Origin of the sequence: Microbacterium sp. LMI1-1-1.1, assembly GCF_040815675.1 — a bacterium.
GTDB lineage: Bacteria > Actinomycetota > Actinomycetes > Actinomycetales > Microbacteriaceae > Microbacterium.
Window position 1 is genome coordinate 346,825 of the sequence record NZ_JBFPNN010000007.1, and the last position, 22,310, is coordinate 369,134.

The 22,310-nt window shown below is 72.9% G+C and carries 25 protein-coding genes and 1 tRNA gene; 14 read left to right on the forward strand and 12 right to left on the reverse strand.

Annotated elements, in window-relative coordinates:
• Positions 1-241 precede the first annotated feature (241 nt).
• The 3 genes from MRBLMI1_RS07590 (at position 242) to MRBLMI1_RS07600 (ending at position 3,430) form a co-directional block, all read left to right on the forward strand.
• On the forward strand, positions 242-1,171 hold the full coding sequence (locus MRBLMI1_RS07590; RefSeq protein ID WP_367729114.1) for an NAD(P)/FAD-dependent oxidoreductase: 930 nt from the start codon (positions 242-244) through the stop codon (positions 1,169-1,171).
• A 181-nt stretch (positions 1,172-1,352) separates the two neighbouring features.
• Positions 1,353-2,348, forward strand: a complete 996-nt coding sequence (locus MRBLMI1_RS07595) for an ABC transporter ATP-binding protein (RefSeq protein ID WP_367729116.1) — start codon at positions 1,353-1,355, stop codon at positions 2,346-2,348.
• Positions 2,345-3,430: an ABC transporter permease gene (locus MRBLMI1_RS07600; protein ID WP_367729118.1), complete on the forward strand. Its 1,086-nt coding sequence runs from the start codon at positions 2,345-2,347 to the stop codon at positions 3,428-3,430. Before MRBLMI1_RS07595 ends, MRBLMI1_RS07600 begins: the two co-directional genes overlap by 4 nt.
• Before the next feature lie 207 nt (positions 3,431-3,637).
• Here MRBLMI1_RS07600 and MRBLMI1_RS07605 read toward each other — a convergent pair whose 3' ends face one another.
• From MRBLMI1_RS07605 to MRBLMI1_RS07615, 3 genes are all read right to left on the reverse strand, one after another.
• Entirely contained in the window at positions 3,638-4,471 is an 834-nt protein-coding gene (locus MRBLMI1_RS07605) for a DUF72 domain-containing protein (RefSeq protein WP_367730826.1), read from the reverse strand.
• A complete protein-coding gene (locus tag MRBLMI1_RS07610; protein ID WP_367729119.1) occupies positions 4,471-4,677 on the reverse strand; it encodes a hypothetical protein in 207 nt (68 codons plus the stop codon). Before MRBLMI1_RS07610 ends, MRBLMI1_RS07605 begins: the two co-directional genes overlap by 1 nt.
• 84 nt (positions 4,678-4,761) lie before the next feature.
• Positions 4,762-5,763, reverse strand: coding sequence for a GTP-binding protein (locus MRBLMI1_RS07615; protein ID WP_367729121.1), 1,002 nt, complete (start codon positions 5,761-5,763; stop codon positions 4,762-4,764).
• A 79-nt stretch (positions 5,764-5,842) separates the two neighbouring features.
• Here MRBLMI1_RS07615 and ykgO point away from each other — a divergent pair, with 79 nt between their 5' ends.
• The 3 genes from ykgO to MRBLMI1_RS07630 all read left to right on the forward strand — a co-directional run bounded on the left by ykgO (position 5,843) and on the right by MRBLMI1_RS07630 (position 6,632).
• On the forward strand, positions 5,843-5,965 hold the full coding sequence (ykgO, locus tag MRBLMI1_RS07620; protein WP_367729123.1) for a type B 50S ribosomal protein L36: 123 nt from the start codon (positions 5,843-5,845) through the stop codon (positions 5,963-5,965).
• Positions 5,966-6,030: 65 nt separating this feature from the next.
• Positions 6,031-6,339, forward strand: a complete 309-nt coding sequence (locus MRBLMI1_RS07625) for an ArsR/SmtB family transcription factor (protein ID WP_367729129.1) — start codon at positions 6,031-6,033, stop codon at positions 6,337-6,339.
• On the forward strand, positions 6,336-6,632 hold the full coding sequence (locus MRBLMI1_RS07630) for a hypothetical protein (RefSeq protein WP_367729131.1): 297 nt from the start codon (positions 6,336-6,338) through the stop codon (positions 6,630-6,632). The genes MRBLMI1_RS07625 and MRBLMI1_RS07630 overlap by 4 nt, the downstream gene beginning before the upstream one ends.
• Positions 6,633-6,709: 77 nt before the next feature.
• Here the strand turns inward: MRBLMI1_RS07630 and MRBLMI1_RS07635 are convergent, their stop codons facing one another.
• From MRBLMI1_RS07635 to MRBLMI1_RS07665, 7 genes are all read right to left on the reverse strand, one after another.
• Positions 6,710-6,934, reverse strand: coding sequence for an RNA-binding S4 domain-containing protein (locus MRBLMI1_RS07635; protein ID WP_367729133.1), 225 nt, complete (start codon positions 6,932-6,934; stop codon positions 6,710-6,712).
• Between the two features lie 52 nt (positions 6,935-6,986).
• Positions 6,987-7,520 carry a DUF1697 domain-containing protein gene (locus MRBLMI1_RS07640; RefSeq protein ID WP_367729135.1) on the reverse strand — a complete coding sequence of 178 codons (534 nt, stop codon included), beginning with the start codon at positions 7,518-7,520 and terminating at the stop codon, positions 6,987-6,989.
• A 5-nt stretch (positions 7,521-7,525) separates the two neighbouring features.
• On the reverse strand, positions 7,526-8,278 hold the full coding sequence (locus MRBLMI1_RS07645) for a DUF2071 domain-containing protein (protein ID WP_367729137.1): 753 nt from the start codon (positions 8,276-8,278) through the stop codon (positions 7,526-7,528).
• Positions 8,279-8,384: 106 nt separating this feature from the next.
• Positions 8,385-8,612 carry a DUF1653 domain-containing protein gene (locus tag MRBLMI1_RS07650; RefSeq protein WP_367729138.1) on the reverse strand — a complete coding sequence of 76 codons (228 nt, stop codon included), beginning with the start codon at positions 8,610-8,612 and terminating at the stop codon, positions 8,385-8,387.
• Between the two features lie 38 nt (positions 8,613-8,650).
• Positions 8,651-8,726 (reverse strand) — tRNA-Met (locus MRBLMI1_RS07655).
• 69 nt (positions 8,727-8,795) lie between these two features.
• Positions 8,796-9,545 (reverse strand): GntR family transcriptional regulator, encoded by a 750-nt coding sequence (locus tag MRBLMI1_RS07660; RefSeq protein WP_367729139.1) that lies wholly within the window; start codon positions 9,543-9,545, stop codon positions 8,796-8,798.
• On the reverse strand, positions 9,526-10,440 hold the full coding sequence (locus MRBLMI1_RS07665) for a DMT family transporter (protein ID WP_367729141.1): 915 nt from the start codon (positions 10,438-10,440) through the stop codon (positions 9,526-9,528). The genes MRBLMI1_RS07660 and MRBLMI1_RS07665 overlap by 20 nt, the downstream gene beginning before the upstream one ends.
• Before the next feature lie 69 nt (positions 10,441-10,509).
• Here MRBLMI1_RS07665 and MRBLMI1_RS07670 point away from each other — a divergent pair, with 69 nt between their 5' ends.
• A complete protein-coding gene (locus MRBLMI1_RS07670; protein WP_367729143.1) occupies positions 10,510-11,448 on the forward strand; it encodes a hypothetical protein in 939 nt (312 codons plus the stop codon).
• Between the two features lie 9 nt (positions 11,449-11,457).
• Here MRBLMI1_RS07670 and MRBLMI1_RS07675 read toward each other — a convergent pair whose 3' ends face one another.
• A complete protein-coding gene (locus MRBLMI1_RS07675; RefSeq protein WP_367729145.1) occupies positions 11,458-11,862 on the reverse strand; it encodes a YccF domain-containing protein in 405 nt (134 codons plus the stop codon).
• Between the two features lie 152 nt (positions 11,863-12,014).
• Here MRBLMI1_RS07675 and MRBLMI1_RS07680 point away from each other — a divergent pair, with 152 nt between their 5' ends.
• The 3 genes from MRBLMI1_RS07680 to MRBLMI1_RS07690 all read left to right on the forward strand — a co-directional run bounded on the left by MRBLMI1_RS07680 (position 12,015) and on the right by MRBLMI1_RS07690 (position 16,315).
• A complete protein-coding gene (locus MRBLMI1_RS07680; protein WP_367729147.1) occupies positions 12,015-12,536 on the forward strand; it encodes a general stress protein in 522 nt (173 codons plus the stop codon).
• A gap of 94 nt (positions 12,537-12,630) precedes the next feature.
• Positions 12,631-15,066, forward strand: coding sequence for an ATP-dependent helicase (locus MRBLMI1_RS07685; protein ID WP_367729149.1), 2,436 nt, complete (start codon positions 12,631-12,633; stop codon positions 15,064-15,066).
• A gap of 184 nt (positions 15,067-15,250) precedes the next feature.
• Positions 15,251-16,315 carry an SseB family protein gene (locus MRBLMI1_RS07690; RefSeq protein ID WP_367729153.1) on the forward strand — a complete coding sequence of 355 codons (1,065 nt, stop codon included), beginning with the start codon at positions 15,251-15,253 and terminating at the stop codon, positions 16,313-16,315.
• 639 nt (positions 16,316-16,954) lie between these two features.
• On the opposite strand, the gene MRBLMI1_RS07695 is transcribed toward MRBLMI1_RS07690, so the two are convergent.
• A complete protein-coding gene (locus tag MRBLMI1_RS07695) occupies positions 16,955-17,581 on the reverse strand; it encodes a DUF1684 domain-containing protein (RefSeq protein WP_367729154.1) in 627 nt (208 codons plus the stop codon).
• A gap of 128 nt (positions 17,582-17,709) precedes the next feature.
• Between MRBLMI1_RS07695 and ligD the strand changes: the two genes are divergently transcribed.
• The 4 genes from ligD to MRBLMI1_RS07715 all read left to right on the forward strand — a co-directional run bounded on the left by ligD (position 17,710) and on the right by MRBLMI1_RS07715 (position 22,279).
• The gene (ligD, locus tag MRBLMI1_RS07700) at positions 17,710-18,735 is read left to right on the forward strand and encodes a non-homologous end-joining DNA ligase (protein ID WP_367729155.1); all 1,026 of its coding nucleotides are present in this window, start codon (positions 17,710-17,712) and stop codon (positions 18,733-18,735) included.
• 187 nt (positions 18,736-18,922) lie between these two features.
• Positions 18,923-20,800 (forward strand): alkaline phosphatase, encoded by a 1,878-nt coding sequence (locus MRBLMI1_RS07705; protein ID WP_367729158.1) that lies wholly within the window; start codon positions 18,923-18,925, stop codon positions 20,798-20,800.
• A 70-nt stretch (positions 20,801-20,870) separates the two neighbouring features.
• Entirely contained in the window at positions 20,871-21,941 is a 1,071-nt protein-coding gene (locus MRBLMI1_RS07710) for a hypothetical protein (RefSeq protein ID WP_367729159.1), read from the forward strand.
• A complete protein-coding gene (locus MRBLMI1_RS07715; RefSeq protein WP_367729160.1) occupies positions 21,938-22,279 on the forward strand; it encodes a hypothetical protein in 342 nt (113 codons plus the stop codon). Before MRBLMI1_RS07710 ends, MRBLMI1_RS07715 begins: the two co-directional genes overlap by 4 nt.
• Positions 22,280-22,310 lie beyond the last annotated feature (31 nt).

Consider the following 22,310-nt stretch of genomic DNA (forward strand, 5'->3'; position numbering starts at 1 on the left):
GGCGGCTGTGTGTCTGCGCCGTCGCCGAACTCCTGTGTTTTTCGGCTGCGCGCCGTCTCACGCTCCCGTGAGGACCGGATACGGGCGATGTTCAGGAGTTCGGTGGGGGAGCGGCCGCGAGCGGCGGGCGGAGTTCAGGAGTTCGGGGGCGAGGGGCGCGGGGAGTTCGGGAGCGCGGCACGGCGGGCGGCCGAGCCGCAACCCCGACCGGCCGGAGCGGGCCGGACGGGAGGATGGCCGGATGACGAGAGACGTGACGATCGTGGGTGCGGGCATCTCGGGACTGGCGTGCGCGCGGGCGCTGCACGACGCCGGGAGGGCCGTGCGGGTGCTCGACCGCGGTCGTCGGCCCGGCGGGCGCCTGTCCAGTCGCACCCTCGACGGTCGGCCCGTCGACCTCGGCGCCTCCTACTTCGTCGTCGGCGACGACGACCGGTTCGGGGCCGTCGTGGCCGACTGGGAGCGACGCGGTCTCGCCCGCCCCTGGACCGACACCTTCCAGGTCATCGAGGACGGTGGCCGGCCGACCCCCAAGACCGGCCCGCTGCGGTGGGCCGCCCCGAGGGGGCTGCGGTCCCTCGCGCTCGACCTCGCCGACGGCCTCGACGTCACGTCGGAGCACACGGTGGCATCCGTCGCCCCCTATCGCGTCGACGACGCCCCCGCGGGGGAGGTCGTCCTGGCGCTGCCCGCCCCGCAGGCCGCACGCCTGCACGACCCGATGCCCGGTGCAGTGCAGGACTGGGAGCCGGTGATCGCCGTGGTGCTGCGGTGGGAGGAGCGGCGCTGGCCGGCCGACCTGCACGGGGCCTTCGTGAACGGCGATCCCGATGTCGCGTTCCTCGCGGACGACGGCGACCGCCGCGGAGACGGCGCACCGGTGCTGGTCGCCCACACGACCGGCGACCGGGCCCGGCGACACCTCGAGGATCCGGATGCCGCCATCGCCCCGGTCCTCGCCGCGACCCGGCGCCTGCTCGGCATCGACGCCGACCCCGTGGCGACGTACGCGCACCGCTGGACGTTCGCGCGTCCGACCGAGACCACCGGCGAGCCGTTCTTCCGGTCCCCCGGACTGTCCGCGTGCGGCGACGCCTGGGGGGAGAGCTCCTCCGTGCGCACGGCGTGGGCGTCGGGCGACGCCCTCGGGCGGGCGCTTGCCGGGAGCTGAGGCGGTTCGCCCGCGGCATCCTGGGTCGGGTGAACGCTTTGCTGCGTGGGTCCTGCTTCGGGTAAACGCTCTGCGGTGGGGGAAACGCCGTGCCGGGGCGTTTCCGCCGCGAGGGAGCGTTTACCGGCGGCCGGGGCGCGGCGTCCTTGGGCGTGTCTGACGGTCCGCCTAGGCTGACCGGATGGATGCCGGAATCGACGCGACGCGAGTGCGACGGGCCTTCGGTTCCGTGCACGCCGTGCAAGAGGTGACCTTCCAGGCCGCGCCCGGGCGGGTCACCGGACTCGTGGGGCCGAACGGCTCGGGCAAGACGACGCTGATGCTCATGCTCGCGTCGCTGCTGCGGCCGGACGCGGGGGAGATGCGCATCGGCGGTGTCGACCCCGTCGCCGATCCGTCCGGTGCCCGTCGGCTCCTGGGATGGATGCCGGACGCCCTGGGCGCGTGGCCCAGCCTGACGTCGCGCGAGGTGCTCGTGGCCACCGGCCAGCTGTACGACCTGTCCCGCACCGACGCCCGGGCCCGCGCCGACCAGCTGCTGGCGGAGGTCGGACTGAGCGCGCTCGCCGGTTCCGCGGCGCGGGTGCTCTCGCGCGGGCAGAAGCAGCGTCTCGCGCTCGCCCGCGCCCTCATGCACGACCCGCGCGTCCTGCTGCTCGACGAGCCCGCGTCGGGTCTGGACCCGCAGGCCCGCGTCGATCTGCGGATCCTGCTGCGGCGTCTGGCCGCCGAGGGGCGGACGATCCTCATCTCCAGTCACGTGCTCGCCGAGCTCGAGGAGGTCGTCGACGACGCGGTCTTCCTCGTCGAGGGCCGGACGGTCGCGGGCGACCGCATCGCGGCGGCCGCGACCCGCGCGCGGACATGGCGCGTGCGGCTGACGGCGGACGCCTCGCGCTCGTCCGCGGCATCCCGGGACGCGATCGCCGGGGCGCTGGGACGGGCCGGCGAGGACGTCCGCGTGGACCGACGCGACGTGCTCGTGCCCTTCACGGACGACGCGGCGGCGGCAGCGGGGCTCCGCGCCCTCGTCGGGGCGGGTCTCCCCGTGGTCGAGTACGCCCCGGCCGTCGGCGACCTGGAGCACACCTTCCTCGACCTCCGGGACGAGGCCGGGCCACCGGACCGCGGGGAGCCGCCGTTCCACGATCGCCCGACCGAGGGGAGCGGCCGATGAACCTCCATCGTCTCGGGACGATCATGGGGATCGAGCTGCGCCAGCGGGTGCGGTCCGTCGCCTGGTACGTGCTGCTCGGCGTCTTCGCCGTCGTGCTCATCGCCGTCATGGCGTTGTCGCTCTCGACGTTCGCCGCGTCCAGCGACGGCTCCCAGTGGTTCTTCTCTCTCGTCATCATGCTCGTGCTGCTGCTGACACTGCTCATCTCGCCGACGCTCAGCGGCAGCGCAGTGAACGGCGACCGCGACACCGCGACGCTGGCTCCCGTTCAGGTGACGCTCGTCACGACGGCCGAGATCGTCGTCGGCAAGTTCCTTGCCGCGTGGGTCTCCGGGCTGGCGTTCCTCGTCGTCGCGCTGCCGTTCGTCGTCGTCGCGACGCTCGCCGGGGAGCTCGACCCGGGCACCATCGTGGCCGCCCTCGTCGTGCTCGTGGTCGAGGTCGGCATCGTCGCGGCGATCGGCGTCGGGCTCTCGGCCGTCGTCGCGCGGCCGCTGTTCTCGGTGGCCAGCACGTACCTCGTCGTCGCCGCCCTGACCATCGGCACGCTCATCGCCTTCGGCCTCGGAGGGACGGCTCTGCGGACGGAGCAGACCACGGTCACGCGCGACATCGACTGGGCCGCGCTCCCGCCGGGGTGCGACCCGTACTCGGCGACGGGCTCCGGCACGTGCCCCACCTTCGAGGAGCTCGAGTGCATCGAGTCGACGTACGTGTCCGAGGTGCCGCGCTTCGACCGGGTCTGGTGGCTGCTGGCCGCCAACCCCTTCGTGGTGCTCGCGGACGCCGTCCCGCCGACGTACGACGCTCAGGGCTACCCGCGCGACCTCTTCGGTCAGATCGCCTCGGGAGTACGCGCGGCGCAGACCCCGCCCGATGACCGGTTCTCGTACGACGGATGCACGCTGCCGAGCAATCAGCCCGGCGGGGCATCGCCCGAGCAGCAGGCAGAGGGCACGTCGCCGAGCTGGTTCGTCGGACTGCTCGTCCAGCTCGTGATCGCGGCGGGTCTGATGCTGTGGGGCATCGCGCGCACCCGGACGCCCGCGAAGCGGCTGCCGCCCGGTACGCGGATCGCCTGAGCGTCCCCGGCGGGGGCGCATCGCCGGCGGCATCCGCGGGCCCGTCCGTCAGTAAACGCTCCGCGACGGGGGAAACGCCGTGGCACGGCGTTTCCGGCACGGGAGCGCGTTTACTGCGCCCGTCCTGGCCGCCCGACCGCCTGAGCGACCCGCCGACTGCGCTCCGGCGTGCGGCGGCAGCGAGCGGCAGGCGGCGGATGGATGCCGTCAGCGCAGACGCTCCGCCAGGTGTACGGCGTCCCACGGCGCACGACCGCGGGCGTCGTTGTCGAAGTAGACGTAGACGTCGCGCGGCATCCCGTCCTCCGATCCGTCGCCGCTCCGCCAGCCGCGGATGCGGGCGGCCCACGCGTCCAGCTCGTCGTCGCCGTACCCGCTGGCGTACAACTCCTGTGAGCCGTGCAGCCGGACGTAGACGTGGTCGGCGGTGACCGCGTCGAAGACGGGCCATCGGCCGGCGGTGTCGGCGAGCACCAGGGAGACGCCGTGTTCGCGGAGGATGTCGGCGGCCCGGGGGTCCGAGAACGACGGCGACCGCGGCTCGAGAGCGTGCCGGAGCGGAACGTCCGCCTCGATCTCCAGCCAGGTGTGCCCGTCGAGACGGTCGTCGTGCTGGCGGGCGAGCGCGAGGGCGTCGCCGGTCGTGCGGGGCAGCTCGGCGAGGAAGGCGGCGAGGACGTCGGGGTCGAACTCCACCCGCTCGGGCAGCTGCCACAGAAAAGGGCCGAGCGTGGGGCCGAGGGCGAGCACCCCCGAGGCGTAGAAGTTCGCCAGCGCCGTGCGCACCCCGACGAGGCGCAGCATGTGCGTGACGTACCGCGATCCCTTGACGGCGAAGACGAAACCGTCCGGCACCTCGGCGCGCCACCGGTGGTAGCTCGACGGGCGCTGCAGCGAGTAGAACGACCCGTTCAGCTCGACCGAGCGCAGGCGCTCGCCGACGTACTCGAGCTCGCGGCGTTGCACGAGGCCGTGCGGATAGAAGTCGCCGCGCCACCGAGGGTAGCGCCAGCCCGAGATGCCGACGAACGCGTCAGCGATCAGGCGTGGCCCTCCGCGGCGGGGAAGCCCGGGTCGTCGGCCTTCGGCTCGCCGTCGATCGCGTCGCCGGTGTCGCTGTCGAGGTCGACGTGCTCCTCGTGCTCGGCGGCATCCTCACGGACCTCGTCGGTGAAGGCGTCGGTGGGGGCGGCCGAGTCCGCGCGGGCGTCGTCGGCGTGGCGGGAGGGGATGTCAGGGTTGCTCATGCGTCCACGGTGCCTGTTGGCGCGACGACGCGGCACCGGCTTGACACGCGCCGGGTGCCGGCCCAGCGGCGTCGTGACGGCGCCTCATTCGGTGGCATCCGGGAGCGAGGACCCCACCACGGACCAGGCCGGGAGCGGATCCTCGTAGTGCGCCCACGCCGCGGGACCCGCCGCGATCTCGTCGTCGGTGAGGGCGGCGTCGTCGAGGAGGCGTCCGAGCACCGCGGGGGAGAGGTCGAGGCCGGTGAGCGCGATCTCCTGTCCGAGCCCCATGCGGCCGTCGTCCGCGCCGATCGGCTCGATCCACATCGCCGACCCGACCTGCTCCCAGCGGGCGAGGATCCCCGGACGCGTCGCCAGGCGGCAGAAGCCGGCGGAGCGGACGAGACGCCCGGCGGCACCGTCGTCGAGGCGGTCCAGTGCCGCCATCAGGCGACCGGGGTGGAACGGCCGCACCTGGTCGTAGCGGAGGGTCCGGACGCGACGATCGGACATGTACGGGTCGTGCTCGTCGTTGAGCGCCCGCACCCATCCCGCGCGCTCGAGCACCTCGGACTCGCCGTCGCGGACGGCCGGCGAGGCGAGGTCGCGCAGGGGATCGAGGGAGAGGCGGACGATCGCGGCCGGGTTGAGGTGCGAGGCGAGCGCCATCTGCACGGCGAGGGCCGCGGTCGGCACCTGCTCCCAGTTCACCCACACGATGCGCGTCGCCAGCTCCAGGGCGGTCGCGGCCTGGCGGGCACGGGCGCCCACGTCGCCGCGGGGGTCCCCGGGCCGGGCGGATGCCACGAGGGCGGCGTCCTCGAGCAGGTCCCCGATCATGTGGCGGGCATCGACGATGCAGACGGCCTCGGCCGCGACGCCGCCGTGCGAGAGGAGGGTGTGGACGAGGTCCACGTCCGTGCCGAGGTCGACGACGATCCGGCCGTCATCCGTCCGCGGTCGGGGGCGGGGGAGCGTGTGCGCCGTCCCGTGGTCGGTACGACGAGCGAGGTGCAGCGCGCGTCCCGTCGCGGTCGCGGTGCGCTCGGCGTACGCCAGCCGCTCCGGCGCGCACACGCCCATGATCGCGATCGTGGCATCCATGGCATCCACCCTTCGTTTGTCGTCGAACTCTCGACACCCTACCCTCTTATCGAGAAGAGTTATCAATAAGGAGGTCGCCATGAAGGTGCGCGCATCGATCAAGTCACTCAAGAACCAGCCGGGGGCGCAGGTCGTCCGCCGGCGCGGGCGCGTCTACGTCATCAACAAGCTCAACCCGCGGATGAAGGGGCGCCAGGGGTAACGAGAACCGTTACCGATTGACTGCACATATTGCAATTCGTTTATGTGTGCGGTGAAGTGGAGGGCGTGGACAAGATCGCGGGCCTGCACGATGCCGCCGAGCTGTTCAAGGTCCTCGGCAGCGAGTCGCGCCTCGCGCTTGTCTGGCTGCTGAGCCGCGAACCGCTGACGGTCGGTGCGCTCGCCGAACAGACCGGTCTGTCGCAGCCGCTGGTGTCGCAACACCTGCGGACCCTGCGGCAGGCCGAGCTGGTGACGTCGGAACGCGAGGGCAAGGAGATCCGCTACGCCCTCGTCGACCAGCACGTCTCGCACGTCGTGCTCGACGCGATCGCCCACGTTCAAGAGCCCACCGAACAGGGGAACGATTCATGAGCACGACCGAGACCCACGCCGAACACACCGTCGACGAGCACGCCCACGGCGACGACTGCGGCCACCAGAAGATCGAGCACGGCGACCACATCGACTACGTGCACGGCACCCACCACCACGCCCTCCATGGCGACCACTACGACGAGCACGAGTCGCCGGCCGAGCACACGGTCGACGAGCACCGTCACGGCGACGACTGCGGGCACGAGAAGATCGACCACGACGGTCACGCCGATTACGTCCACGACGGTCACCGCCACGCCCTCCACGAGACGCACTACGACGAGCACTGAGGCGCCCGCCCCCGACGCACTCGGGACGGAAACGGCCCGTCTTCCCTCCGGGGGAGGCGGGCCGTTCGCGTGCGGCGTCAGGCCGTCAGGCGGAACGCGCGTCCCTCGAACGTCACGACGTCGCCGACCTGCAGCTGCCGCCCGCGGCGGCGGTCGATCTCGCCGTTGACCTGGACGTACCCGTCGATGATGGCCTCCTTCGCCTCGCCGCCGGAGTCGACGGCGCCGGCGAGCTTCAGGAACGAACCGAGGCGGATGCCCTCGCTGCCGATCGGGACGTCCTGGGGCGCGGGGGAGGTCATGGATCCAGGATGCCAGCACTCCGAGCGCGTCCGTCGCACCGGACGCGCTCGGTCACGCTTCGCGATCGACCAGGCGGATGAGGGTCGGCAGGCCGCGCGACGTCGCCGGAGCGCCCGTGAGGCGTTCGATGACGGGCGTCGCGTTCGACTCGCGGTCGCGCTCGTTCCGGGTGACCGTCCAGCCGACGGCGGTCTGCAGGAGCGAACAGCGACGTCGCGCCGCTTCGCTCGCGGCCCGCTCGTCGAGGGCGATGAGGACGGGGGCATGCAGGGTGAGCTCTCGCCGTGCGGCGTCATCGGCGCCCCGGTGAGCGGCGACGATGTCCGCGAGGTCGTCGAAGCCGTGCACGAAGACCTCGCGTTCGACCCCCGTCCGCACCGCGAGGGAGGACATCGCGTCCGTCGCGAGGGCGGCAGGGCCGGAGAACACCACGGTGCCGTTGCTCTGGAAGGGCGCGACGTCGCGGCATCCGGCATCGTCGAACGACCCGACGAGGTCGGCCGTCGAGACGTGGCCGCGCTGGCCCTGGTTGAGATTGCGGATGAACGCGACGCGGCGCATCGAAGACGGCGTCGGCGAGGACATGACGGTCAGCGGTCGCGGCCCGAGGTGGCGCGCTCCGTCCGCGACGCGGGCGCGGGGTCGGACGGGCTGCTCCACCGGGCCGGCACCCGGCGCATGACGAGGACGTCGTCGAACTCCGCGGAGCCCGCCGGGAGCCCGTCGAAGGAGCTCGACTCGAGGGTGTCGATCGTCGCCGCCTCGACGCGCCACGCGTCCGTGTCGAGTCGCAGGCCTTCCAGGCTCCCGTTACGGGCGGGAGACCATCCGACGGCGTCCTTGCGGAAGAAGTCCGACGCGGATGCCAAGGATGGGAACAGCCCGCTGCGGAACGCCTCGTCGGGAGCGAGCCGCGCATCGACCCGGACCCGCAGGTCGTCGGCGTCGATGTGCACGGAGATCTCGGCATCCGTCTCCTTCGACACGATGCGCGCACGACGGTGGACGCCGGGAAAGACGCGGCCGCCCACGAGCCGGGCGAGGCGGGAGGCGCTGTGCCGCCGGGGGATGTAAACGCCCGTCCGGGTGCCGCTCGGCGCGTCCCACTCGACGGCGATGCGGTGGGCGGCGTTCTCGCTGCGGTGCCCGATCTCGGGGCCCACCCACGCGGGTCGGAAAGCGCCGAGCCGGATGAGGCAGACCCCGGCGACGGCGCTCCCGTCGATCAGCTGCGGGCGCAGCCCCTGCGGGAGGAGCTCGCGCGCGACGGCGGGGTCGACGCGGTAGTTGACGAGAAGGCGGCGCTCGATGGTCGCAGCCATTGTCGGGATGATGGTGGCCATGGCCCGATCCTCCTCGGCGCGGCCGAGCGGGGCAACGGCGACGGCGGGAAGCGCTACGGCGTCGAGGTATCCGCGACGGTCCAGCTCGCGCTCGGCGCCGGGACGCTCAGAACAGGCGGGTGAAGCGCGGACCGTCGTAGCCGTCGCGGCTGACGTGCTCGGTGAACATGGCGAGGGGGCGCACCCAGAAGGAGTAGTCGTCGTACAGCTTCCGGTAGAACACCATCGGCTCCTCGGTCTCGCTGTGCCGGCCGGTGCCGATGACCTCGTAGCGGGCGCCCTTGAAGTGCTGATAGATGCCGGGCTCGACGGCGACGGGATCAGGTGATGGCATCCCGTGATCGTACGGGGCCGGGTGTGCACCCGGGGGAGTGGACGCGACGGCGGGAGTCGAACCCGCAACGCCTCCGGTTATGAGCCGAGGCCCGGGACCGCCCGGATCGCCGCGATGTCCTCCGACGCTAACCCAGGCCGTCGCGCTGCAGGGTTTCGTTGCGCCGGGTGACGGGATGTGTCCTCAGGCGTCGCGACGACGGCTGTCGAGGATCGCCCGCGTCGAGTGGTCCAGGTGCGCCCGCACGGCCCGTTCGGGGTCGGCGAGGGCCGCGGCGACGTACGCGCGATGCTCGGCCGTCAGCGCGCCCGCGGGGTAGGCCGGCCGGACATGCGTGAGCAGCAGGTGCATCTCGGAATCGAGCCGGCGGTACTCCTCGGCGATCCGCGGGCTGCCGGCCGCGTCGACGAGGGCGAGATGCACGCGTGCGTGCGCGTCGAGCGTCGCGGGCCAATCGCCGGACTCCTCCGCGGCGGCGAGGGCGTCGAGGGCGTCGTCGACGTCGGCGGGATGGATGCCGCCCTCCTTCACGATCCGCACGGCCTCTGTCTCGAGGGCGCAGCGCAGCTGCTGCAGCGCCACGAGCGCGGCGTCGTCGAGGAGGGACACCCGCACGCCGCGGTACGGCTCGGCGGTGACGAGCCGCTCGGCCGTGAGCCGGGCGAGGGCGGTCCGGGCGGTGTGCCGGGACACCCCGTGCGCCGCGCTCAGCTCCTCCTCGCGCAGCGGCGTGCCCGGGGCGAGCTCGCCGGACAGGATGCCGCTCCGCACCGCCTCCGCGACGAGGTCGGCCGCCCGCGGGCCCGGGGCATCGCCGCCGGTGCGGGCGTTCGGGGCGCCGGCGCGGCCGCCGGCATCGACCGGGCGGACCGCAGCGGCGCGGGCGTTCGCCGCGGGGGAGTGGTCGGGCGCGTCACGCCGAGGGGATGGCATCCAGGGCCCCCTTCCGACGACGCGCGGGGACCGACACGATCGCGAGGCCCACCGCGATGAGGGCGAGGCCGAGGGCGCTGATCGCCGTGAGCTCCTCGCGCAGCACGAGCAGGCCGAGGACGGTGGCGGCGAGCGGCTCCGCGAGGGTCAGCGTCGCGACGGTCACGGCGCTCAGGCGCGCCAGCCCCCAGCCGAACAGCAGGTACGCCACCGCGGTCGTCACGACGCCCAGCCACAGGGCGAGCGCGAGCCCGGCGGGTGCGAACAGCCACGACGTCCCGGCCAGCAGGAGCACCGGCAGGCTGGCCACGGCCGCCAGGCCGAACACCGTGCCCATCACGCGGGTCGAGTCCCACCCCCTCTCGATCAGCGACTTGCCGCCGACCGTATAGAGGGCGTACGACATCCCCGCTCCCGCCGAGGCGAGCAGACCGCCGGGCGCGAGGGCGACGGCGCCGCCGGTGACCCCCGACACGAGGACGACACCCGCGAGGGCGACGGCCGTGGCCAGCATCCAGCGCGAGGTCGGCGGACGGCGGAGGCGGACGGCATCCATGATCCCCGTGGCGATCGGCGCTGAACCGAGGGCGACGACGGTGCCGATCGCGACGCCGTTCTCGCGCGTGCCGAGGAAGAACAGCGGCTGGTACGCGAGGACGCCGACCACGCCGAGGGCGACGAGGAGCACCGTCGCGCGGGACGGGAGGGCGGGACGGCCCGGCGCGCGGGTGCGGCCAGCGCGCGCCAGGGCGATGAGGCCCAGGATGCCGCCCCCCACGACGATCCGCGCGGCCCCCACCGCCAGGGGGGAGGCGTCGACGAGGGCGAGCGCCTGCGCCGTCCCCGTGGTGGAGAAGCACAGTGCCGCGGCGAGGATCGCGAGGGCGGGGAGCATGTCAAGATTGTTACACAATCCGCGGAGGCGATGGCGGGGACGCCTCTCGACGGCGGGTAACGTAGGCGCATGGCGATGCGGGCAGGACGGGGGACCCTCGCCGCCGCCACCGCCGTGATGCTCCTCGGGATCGGCGTGCTGCTGGCCGCCCTGGTCGACCCGTTCACCCGTCTGCCCGTCACGGTCAGCGCGGAGACGGAGTGGTACGCCCGCGGCCTGCTCGTGCTCTCCGCGGCCTGGCTCGTGATCGGAATGGTCGCCGCACGGACGCGGCTCGTCCGCCGGCCGGGCGCTGCGGCGGCACGCGCCACGTGGGTCGCCTCGACCCGTCCCTGGCGCGCGAGGGAGTCCGCCCTCGGCGTGCTTCCGCTCGACCGGTGGCTCATGATCGTCGTCCCCGGTGGGCTGCTGGTCGCGACGCGGTTCGTCCAGGCCCCGCACGACGGGGCGCTCAGCGTGCTCGTCGCGCTCGCCGGCTGGCTCGTCTTCGCTCTCGCCGTCCGTCTGCTGCTGGGCCGTCGGTCGCCGTGGCCCGTCATCGCCGCGGTGGGCGGAGCGCTCGTGCTGCGCTGCACGGTCGCGCTCGGCGCGGTATCGCTGTCCGGCCCGGAGGGCGTCTGGCAGGCGCTGTGGACCCGGCCGACGGTCCGCGTCCTCTACATCAGCATCGCCTTCGCCCTGCTGGCGTGGCTCTTCGTCGCCGCGGGCTGGTCGCTCACGGCGCAGATCGGTGCGCGCCGGGCCACCGGCATCGCCCTCGCCGGCGTGGGCGCCGGATACGCCCTGCCCGCAGCGACCGTCGCCGCCCTCGGCGCGGCCGTCGCCCTCGACTCGTGGAACGACCAGATCGGCGTCCTGCCCTGGAACCTCGGCGAGATGACCGGGGGACGCGGCGGCGGGCTCGCCGTCGAACTCGTCGCGGTCTCTGCCGCCGTCGGCGCCGTGGTCGCGATCATCGGGATCGCGCTCGCGCTGCCCGGGCGGCAGAAGACGCGCGAATCCCTGTAGAAAGCGGCGTCAGCGCGTGATGCTGCGGTCGAAGGCGCCGCGCCGGGTCTCGACGACCTCCTTGCCGAGCGGCATCAGCGACACCGGCACGAGCTTGAAGTTGGCGATGCCGAGCGGGATGCCGATGATCGTCAGGCACAGCGCCACCCCGCTGAGGATGTGGCTGAGCGCCAGCCACCATCCGGCGACCACGACCCAGATCACGTTGCCGATGAGCGAGAAGACACCGGACGTCGACCGATCGCGGATGTCGCGGCCGAACGGCCACAGGGCGTAGGCGCCGATCCGGAAGGACGCGATGCCCCACGGGATCGTGACGATGAGCAGGCACAGGATGACCCCGGCCACCATGTACCCGATGAAGAGCCAGAAGCCGGAGAGCACCAGCCAGAGGACGTTGAGGATGAGCCGCATAGAGGAATCCTGGCCGCAGGGTCTGTGAGGCGTCCGGGGGTTTGACATCACGTCACCGGGAGGGGCTATCCCTGCGGGAGGCCGCGCGCAAGTGCCCTGTCGCCCACAGGCGGCGCGGTTACCGTGGCGGCGTCACCAGGGAGGGACACATCATGAGCGACTTCACTCGAGCCACCCCCGAGCGCCGCGTCCTGTCGAGCTTCGGCGAGTACGCGGGCGCCCAGGCCGCCGTCGACCGCCTGTCGGACGAAGGCTTCCCCGTCGAGAACACCGCCATCGTCGGTCACGACGTGCGCATCGTCGAGCAGGTCACCGGACGGATGACCCGAGGACGCGCGGCCGGTCTCGGCGCGGCGTCCGGCGCCTGGTTCGGTCTGCTGATCGGACTCGTCTTCGGCATCCTGGCACCCGGTGCCACGTGGATCGGCCTCCTCCTGTGGGGCGCCGTCCTCGGTGCCGTGTGGGGTGCCGTCTTCGGCTTCGCCGGGCACGCCTTCACCCGCGGTCGCCGCGACTTCTCGTCCGTGCAGGGCTTCGAGGCCGAGCGCTGGGACGTCATGGTGGATGCCGAGCACCTGAGCCGCGCGCAGTCCATCCTCTCCGGCTCGGTCGGCGACGCTCCGGCCGATGTCGTGCCCCCGCGTCCGCCGGCACCGCCGGCTCCCGCGGTCTGATCGTCGAGGCGCCCGCGGTCTCCTGACCGCGGGCGCCTCCGTGCGTCTCGGGGCGGGGCCGATGTCGGAGGCCCCGCCTAGACTTGATCCCGCCATGACCGACGCCTCTCGCACGCCCCTGATCGTCGACGGTCCCGCACCGTCCGATGCCCGTCCCGACGCCGACCTCCTCGTCGGCCTGAACGGGCCGCAGCGCGAGGCCGTCGTCTACCGCGGTCAGGCGCTGCTGATCGTCGCCGGTGCCGGGTCCGGCAAGACGAGCGTGCTCACCCGCCGCATCGCCTCGCTGCTCCGCACGCGCGAGGCGTATCCGAGCCAGATCCTGGCGATCACCTTCACCAACAAGGCCGCCGGCGAGATGCGCGAGCGCGTGCACCAGCTGATCGGGCAGAAGGCCGACGGGATGTGGATCTCGACGTTCCACTCCGCCTGCGTCCGGATCCTCCGTCGCGAGGCCGAGCAGTTCGGCTTCACGAAGTCGTTCACGATCTACGACTCCGGCGACTCGCGCGCACTCATCAAGCGCCTCGTGAAGGACCACGAGGGCGACTCGTTCGGGCTCACCCCGGCGGGCACGCAGAGCCGCATCTCGAAGCTCAAGAACGAGCTGGCCGACGCCGAGTCCTACGCGCGGTCCGCCAACATGAGCGACCCGGCCGAACGCGTCTTCGTCGAGATCTTCTCTTCGTACCAGCGGGAGCTGCAGCGCGCGAACGCGTTCGACTTCGACGACCTCATCGCGCAGACGGTCTACTTGTTCCGCGCGTTCCCGCAGGTCGCGGACGTCTACCGCAAGCGGTTCCGCCACATCCTGGTCGATGAGTACCAGGACACCAATCACGCCCAGTACGCCCTCATCCACGAGCTCACCCGGGCCCCCGGCTCGGACGCCGAGCCGTTCTCGTCCGGCGGGATGATGATCTTCGACGCCGAACCGGCCGCCGAGGGGGCGGCATCCCTCACCGTCGTCGGCGACTCCGATCAGTCGATCTACGCCTTCCGCGGCGCCGACATCCGCAACATCAGCGAGTTCGAGCGCGACTACCCGGGCGCCAAGGTGGTCCTGCTCGAGCAGAACTACCGCTCGACGCAGAACATCCTGTCCGCGGCCAACGCCGTCATCGCCAACAACTTCGACCGCAAGGACAAGAAGCTCTGGACCGACGTCGGCGCGGGCGACCCGATCATCGGCTTCACGGGCTACTCGCAGCACGACGAGGCCCAGTTCGTCGCCGACGAGATCGAGGCGCTGCACAAGAAGGGCGTCGACTACTCGGGCGTCGCGGTGTTCTACCGGACCAACTCGCAGTCCCGTGCGCTGGAAGAGATCCTCATCCGCTCGGCGGTGCCCTACAAGATCATGGGCGGTACCAAGTTCTACGAGCGCGCCGAGATCAAGGACGCCCTCGCGTACCTCGTCGCCGTCGCGAACCCCGCCGACTCGATGGCGCTGCGCCGCATCCTCAACCGGCCGCGCCGCGGCATCGGCGACGTCACCGAGACGGCCATCGCCCGCTACGCCGCCGAACACGGCATCACCTTCCGCGACGCCCTGGCCAACTCGGCGCAGATCGGGGTCGGCCCCAAGCTGCAGAAGGCCATCGACCAGCTCGACGCGGTGCTCACCGAGGCCACGGCCGTCATGCTCCCGGCATCCGGTGAGCTCGCCCCGTCCACCTCGGTGACCGAGGGCCTCACGCTTCTGCTGAACAAGAGCGGCTACTTCGACGCCCTGCGCGCCAGCAAGGACCCGCAGGACGAGGCGCGCCTCGAGAACCTCGACGAGCTCATCGCGGTCACCCGCGAGTTCGCGCGGAACAACCCCGAGGGCACCATCATCGACTTCCTCACGGAGGTCACCCTGGTGGCGGATGCCGATGACCTCGACGACGCGTCGGGCTCGGTGTCGCTCATGACCCTCCACACGGCGAAGGGACTGGAGTACGACGCGGTGTTCCTCACCGGCGTCGAGGAGGACCTCCTCCCGCACCGCATCTCGGCCAACGAGCCGGGCGGACCGCAGGAGGAGCGCCGGCTCTTCTACGTCGGCATCACCCGCGCCCGCAAACGACTGCACGTCTCGCTCGCGATGACCCGCGCCCAGTTCGGCGAGGTCACCGTCGCGATGCCGAGCCGCTTCCTGCAGGAGATCCCCGCGGACCTCATCGACTGGCGTCAGTCGCCAGGCGACGTCAACGGCCGCGGCGGGACGCAGTCCCGGGCGCTCAACGCGCGCGGTCGTCGCCCCGGCTCCCCGTCCGGCGGCAACCGGTACGGCGACGACCTCGTCCCCCTGCCCAAGCGCGAGCCGGCGGACCCGTCGAAGTTCCCGAATCGCATCCCCGCCAAGGTCCGCGACAACGGCGACCTGGAGCTTGCGGCGGGCGACCGCATCCGCCACGACGACTTCGGCGAGGGCCGGGTCGACGCCATCACCGGCGAAGGCGCCAAGCGCGTCGCGCACGTGCGGTTCGACAGCGTGGGACCCAAGAAGCTGCTCGTCAAGATCGCGCCGATCGCCAAGCTCTGAGGCATCCCTCCGGTCCGCCGCCTGCCGGTGCGGTGGGGGTGGTGTGCAGCGCGCGTCGGCCGAGCGGTCGTGCGCGCGCTGCGGGGCGGGAACGCACATGCGGCGGGGGCCGGGGTGGAGCTGCGGGGCGGGAGTGCGCGAGCGGTGGGGCCGGTGCGGGGGAGCGCGCGGATAGGCTTGCTCAATGGCCCTCTTTTCGCGCCGAAACAAGTCCGACTCCGAAGACGCGTCGGCCGACCGCCCCGACTCGACCATCGAGCCGGGCGAACAGCCCGTCGACCCGGCCGGCCCGAGCGACGCGGACACGACCGCCCCGGGCGACGCCGCCCCGGCCGACGCCGCGCCCACGGTGAACATCTCGATGTCGTCGTTCCGGGGTGTCGGAGCAGCGTCGCCGACCGAGCCCCCGGTGGCCGCCCGCCCGTCGGCACGCCAGCCGGGACCCGCGGAGGCCCCCGTCGGATCCGAGAGCATCCCAGGTCTTCGCGATAACGCCCTGCTCGGTATCGCCCTCTCGGAGCTCACCGACCCGCCGCAGAACGCCGACCTGCTGAACGTCGCCCGTCAGCTGCTGCAGGGGCACGTCTTCCTCCGCGTCAAGGGCGACGCCCGCGCGCTCCTCGCCGAGGGCAAGGAGCTGCCCCTGGCCGTCGCCTCCCGCGGCGACGAGCAGCTCGTCCTCGCGTTCACCGGCGGCAATGCCCTGCGGGCCAGCGTGAGCGCGGACGGCGACCACGACACCTCCGCGATGGGGCAGCCCATCATGGCCCTGCTGCGTCACGTGCTCGCCGGCCCCTACGGCGGCATCGTCCTGGACCCCGCCTCGTCGCCGGCGCGCGCGGTGCTCCCGCGTCCGCTGCTCGAGCGCATGGTCGAGCAGGCCGATCCGGAGCTGCGGATCAAGACCGCGCTGAGCGAGACGCGCACCGACGAGACCGCGGCCGCCGTCGTCGCGGCCATCCTCGCCGAGGTGCCGCTGTGGATCGCCGTCAACCGCACCGAGGAGGGCGGCCCCGTCGGTGTCGCCGAATCGCGGTCGGCTACCGGAGAGCGCTACCTCGAGGTGTTCTCGCACCCGCTCGAACTGCTCGCCCTCGGCCGCGGGGACCAGCCCCTGCCGCTCAAGGTCGAGCAGCTCGCCAAGGCCCTTGCGGGCGACGAGGGCCTCACCGGTCTGCTCATCGACCCCGCGGGCCCCTGGATCCGTCTCACCCGCGACGACCTCGCGCCCGTCATCGCCCGCGCGTAGTCCGCTCCTCGCGTTCGCCGGCTCGGACCTCTGGGCGGGACCCTGGCCGGCTCCGGCGCTGTGCTTGCGCGTGCGCAAGTGGCCCCGGGGCGTCGGGGGTGGCCCCGGGGCCACTCCGCGACCGTGTGGGGGAGTGGGCTGTGCCGGCCGTGGCCGCGGTCGCGTGTGCGCGTGTGAGGGAAGTGCTTTGCGCCGGCCGTGGTTGTGGCCGCGTGTGGCCCCGGGGCATCGGGGGTGGCCCCGGGGCCACTCCGCGACCGTGTGGGGGAGCGGCCTGTGTCGGCCGTGGCCGCGGTTGCGTGTGCGCCTGTGAGGGGAGTGCTTTGCGCCGGCCGTGGTTGTGGCCGCGTGTGGCCCCGGGGCGCCGTGGGTGGCCCCGGGGCCACTCCGCGACCGTGTGGGGGAGCGGCCTGTGCCGGCCGTGGCCGCGGTTGCGTGTGCGCCTGTGGGGGGAGTGCTTTGCGCCGGCCGTGGTTGTGGCCGCGTGTGGCCCCGGGGCGTCGGGGGTGGCCCCGGGGCCACTCCGCGACACGCGTCAGTGCGGTTCGACCCGAGCGCGAGTCAGTGCGGCTCGACGGCGCTGCGGCACAGCGCGGTTCGCCCCGGGTGCGAGTCAGCGCGGCCCGACGCCGGACGCGGTCAGTGCCCCGACAGCTCCCCGACGGGGACGGCGACCGGCAGGACGTTCCCCGCGGGAGCGAGCGGGCAGGCCCACGCCGGGTCGTAGGCGCACGAGGGGTTGTACGCGAAGTTGAAGTCGATCACGATCGTGTCCGGCGCGGCCCCGGGGCCGAGGTCGGCGCCCTTGATGGTGTCGAGCAGGTAGCGGCCGCCGCCGTAGGTTCCGCCGGGCCGTCCCGCGGCGGCATCCCGGACCGGAATGAAGATCCCGCCGCCGTACGAGGTCAGACGCCACACGTCGAGCGAACCGGTGTCGGGCACCTCGACCCGTCCGATGCGCTCGAAGGCGACCTCGCCGTCCGTGCCGGTGGTGGCGACGAAGGAGGCCTCGTCGGCGTCGAGCAGCGGGAGCTCGAAGCGCCACGCGGCGTCGTACGGCGCGAGCGGGAGCCCGACGAACCCGTCGCGCTGCTCGGGCAGCAGGGGAGTGGCCGGGTGGTCGGCGAACAGCGCATCGCGCTCGATCCGCCACAGCTCGTGCGCGTCCTCGACGTCGTCCATCTCGCGGACGGCGCTGTACAGGGCGAAGACGCGACGGCGCCAGTCGGCGATGTCGAGGGCGGTGCGGGCGGCGCGGGTGGTCATGATCCGAGCGTAGGCGGATGCCGGGAACCGCGGTCCAGGGGTGGACACGCGCGCGCGGGGCCGGGTGACGACCCGGCGATCACGCAACGGGCAGACACGGCCCCGCCGCGGCGGCTAGCGTCGGCACCATGGCATCCCCCCGCATCATGCTCACCGTGCCGGGACCCGACGGCGACCGCGAGATCGGCATCTCCAACCCCGACCGGGTGCTCTGGCCCGACAGCGGCATCACCAAGCGCGAGCTCGCCGAGTACCTCATCGCCGTCGCCGAGCCCTTCCTCGCCGCCACCGGTCACCGCCCTGTCTCGCTCGAGCGGTTCCCCGAGGGCGTGGGCGGCGAGAGCTTCTTCTCGAAGAACCCGCCCAAGGGTGCGCCCGACTTCGTCGAGGCCGTCACCGTCACGTACAACAGCGGGCGGCGGCATCCACAGCTCTTCCTCGGCGAGATCGGATCGGCGGTGTGGGCGGCGCAGATGAACACGATCGTGTTCCACCCGTGGGCCTCGCTCGCGAGCGACCCCGACCACCCGATCGAGCTGCGCATCGACCTCGATCCGCAGCCGGGCACGGGCATCGCCGAGGCCGTCCCCGCCGCCCGGGAGCTGCGCACGGTCCTGCGCGAAGCCGGCCTCGATGCGTTCATCAAGACCAGCGGCAACCGCGGTCTGCACGTGTTCTGCCCCATCGAGCCGACGCACGAGTTCCTCGACGTCCGGCACGCGGTCATCGCAGCGGCCCGCGAGCTGGAGAGACGGATGCCGGATGCCGTGACGACCAACTGGTGGAAGGAGGAGCGCGGCCAGCGCATCTTCGTCGACTTCAACCAGGCCAACCGCGATCGGACGATGGCCGGCGCCTACTCCCCGCGGGCCCTCCCCGCGGCGACCGTGTCCACTCCGCTCTCGTGGGACGAGCTGGACGGCCTCGACCCGCTCGCGTTCACCGTCCGGTCGGTGCCGGAACGGCTGGCATCCATCGGCGACCCCTGGGCGGGCTTCTCGGAGAGTCCCGGTCGCGTCGACACCCTCCTGGAGTGGTGGCAGCGCGACGTCGACGCCGGTCTGGGGGAGCTGCCGTTCCCGCCCGAGTTCCCGAAGATGCCCGGGGAGCCGCCGCGCGTCCAGCCGTCCCGCGCGCGCACGCCCTCCGCCTGAGCGCACACCCTCTCATCCCGGGACTCGGGATGCCACTTCCCGGCGCAGCGTTCACGGAACCGTGACGAAGCCGGGCGAACGTTCACCTCGACGCTTCCTGAGAGACGTTCTCAGGTCTTCTCCGTTCGTCATGCTCGGGGAAGTCGGCCACCGGTCGGCATCCCCCATACGAAACGGAAGAGACATCATGAACCCTCGCACGACCGGACGCGCGCGTCGTCTGATCGTCATGAGCACCGTCGCGGGCGTCGCCCTCGGTGCCACCCCGGCCGTGGCCGCCTCCGCGGAGACCGCCGAGACGCCCGTCCCGAAGAACGTGATCGTGCTGATCTCGGACGGCGGCGGCTACAACCAGTTCGACGCCGCCCGCCTCTACGAGACCGGCGCGAGCTACCAGCAGGTCGAGGTCGCCCCGAAATCGGGCACCGCGACGAAGGTCCCCGGGACCAAGAGCGAGGTGTACGACGACTTCGCCGTGCAGATCGCGCAGTCGCACTACTCCGCCGGCGGCCGCGCGGCGTACGACCCCGACCTCGCGTGGGGCGACTTCACGTGGGTCGCCTCCGGCGCGACGGACTCCGCCGCAGCGGGCACCGCGCTCGGCACGGGTGTGAAGACCACCAACGGCACCCTGGGCTTCGCCCCCGACGGCACGCGCCTGCTGACCGTCGGCGAGCAGGCCCTCGAGGTCGGCAAGAAGGTCGGCCTCGTCACGTCGGTGCCGTTCAACCACGCCACCCCCGCCGGCTTCATCGCGCACAACAAGAGCCGCAACGACTACCACGGTCTCGCGACCGAGATGATCGACTCGGGTGTCGACGTGATCATCGGCGGCGGGCACCCCAACTACACGGATGCCAACACCTCGCGCTCGTCGCACTTCGGGACCGGCTCGTGGATCTCGCAGACGGACTTCGACCGCGTCACGCAGGGCAAGACCCCGTTCTCGTACGTGGAGAGCAAGGCGGACTTCGAGAAGATCGCCGCCGGTGAGAACGTCCCCGACAAGCTCTTCGGCCTCGCCCGCGTCGCCGAGACGTTCCAGTACAACCGTCCCGGCCTGTCGAACAAGACCGTGCTGCCCTGGACCGACAAGATCAACGCGGACGTGCCCTCCCTCGCGACGTCGGCCACCGCCGCGCTGAACGTGCTCGAGAAGGACGAGGACGGGTTCTTCCTCATGGTCGAGGGCGGCGCCGTCGACTGGGCCGGCCACGCCAACCAGACGACCCGCATCGTCGAGGAGCAGCTGTCGTTCAACGAGTCCGTCGAGGCCGTGACCGACTGGGTCGAGACGAACTCGAACTGGGACGAGACGCTGGTCATCGTCACCGCCGACCACGAGACCGGCTACCTCGCCGGCCCCGGCGCCGGTGTCGAGAAGGGGTGGACCGCGCTCACCGGTACCGCCGGTCAGCTGCCGAACGTGTCGTGGCACTCCGGCAACCACACCAACGCGCTCGTGCCGCTCTACGCGCAGGGCGCCGGTGCGGACGTCCTCCCGGCCCGCGCGGCCAAGTGGGACTTCGTCCGCGGGGCCTACCTCGACAACACCGACCTCGGCAAGACGATCTTCGACCTGCTCGGACACGCGCCGGCCGAGGGCGACGCCGTCGGCGTCGAGGCATCCGTCCCGCTGCCCGCGCAGGCCGGTCAGCTGAGCCTCGCCGTGCCCGCCGTCGAGGGCCCGGTGGCCTTCGCCGGTGACACCTCCGCGCAGAAGGCGGCCCTGCCGCAGGTCGTCGTCACCGACAGTCGCAACGAGGCGCAGGCCCAGGGCCGCGGCTGGACGCTCTCGGGCTCCGCGTCCGCGTTCGTCGCGGGCAACCGCTCGTTCGGTGCCGAGAACCTCGCGTGGACCCCGCGCGTCGTCAGCTCGGCCGCCGGGGCCGTCGCCGGTGGCACCGCCACCCTCGACAAGCCCGCCACCCTCGCCGACGCTGACCGCGTCGGCCGTGTGGGCGAGACGGTCGTCGCCGCCGACCTGAACCTCACCATCCCCGCGACCGCCGAGAGCGGCCGCTACGGCAGCGAGATCACCCTCACGCTCTTCGCGAAGGACTGATCGCTCCGGGCCGGTGCGTCCCGACGGGGCGCACCGGCCGTCGTCCTCCTCCCGACTCGAAGGAACCCCCGTGTCCCCCCGCATCCCCGTTCTCACCGCCGCCGTCCTGGCCGGCGGTCTGCTGCTCTCCGCCGGCCCGGCCGCCGCCGCTGTCACGGCTCCCGGCTCCGCCGCTGTTGCGGCTCCCGGCTCCGCCGCCGTTGCCCCCGCCTCTGCCGCGGCCGCGCAGTGGAGTGTCGCCCCCGCGAACGCCGACGGCCCCGACGGGCGCATCTCGCTGCGTCACACGATCGACCCCGGCGGCTCGGCGACCGACGCCATCGCCGTCACGAACCTGGGCACCGAGCCCGCGACCTACACGGTGGCGGCGGGCGACGGCGTCGTCGGTGACGACGGTGCGTTCGACATCGCCGCCGGAGCGCCCGAGGACTCCGGCGCCTGGATCACCCTCGAGGGCGCACCCGACGGCACCGTCGCCGTCGCGCCCGGCGAGACCCGCGTCCTCCCGCTGCGCATCGACGTGCCGGCGGACGTGACCCCGGGCGACCACCCGGCCGGCGTCGTCGTCGGCGTCAGCACCGCGGACGACGGCGTCACCGTCACGAACCGCATCGGCGTCCGCGTGCACCTCCAGGTCGCGGGCGACATCGTCCCCGCGCTCGGGGTCGGCGAGGTGTCCACCACGTTCTCACCGTCGTGGATCCCCTTCGCGCCCGGGATCCTCCGTGTCGAGACCGTCGTCACCAACACCGGCAACGTCCGCCTCGGCGCCCTCGCCGCGATCTCCGGTCCGGGGATCACCTCCGCGTCCCTCACCGGCGACGCCACCGAGTTGCTGCCCGGCGACTCCGCGACCGTCGTCACCGAGACGAGCGCCTGGCCGATCCTCGCCCTGTTCGGGTCCACTCAGGTGCGTCCCGTCGCACTCGGCGACGATGCGATCACCTCTCCGGCCCCCGTCGACGCCGACTTCGTCGCCGCGGCGCCGTCATGGACCGGCCTCGCCCTCCTCGTGCTCCTCGCGGGGGCCGTCACCGCCCTCGTCCTACGTCGTCGTCGGCGCCGCCCGGCGACTCCGGATGCCACCGAGCCCGAGACCGTCGACGCGACGCGCGAGACCGCCGCGGCAGGGACCCGGTGACGCTCCCGCGCAACCGCGTCGGCGTGCCGGTGCTGACGATGGCGGTGGGCCTCGGTCTGCTGACCGCCGGAATGAGCGGGGCCGTGACGGCGGCGGCATCCCCTCTCGACCCGTCCGACGAGAGCGCGGTCATCCGCCTGCAGGTCGACGTGCCCGCGCGGGCGGGGGTTCCGGATGCTGCCACCCCCGATCCCCTCGATACCCGGGCCCCCGGTGCGTCCTCCTCGACGCCGGACGGACTCGCCGCGACCGGCGGGTCGCCGTGGCTGCTCGGCGGGGCTGCGGCCGTCGCCCTCGCGGCGATCGGCGCCGCGCTGCGAAGGCGCCCGCGGACGTAGGCTCCTGCCCCGCAGGGCCGGTGGGGCTGAT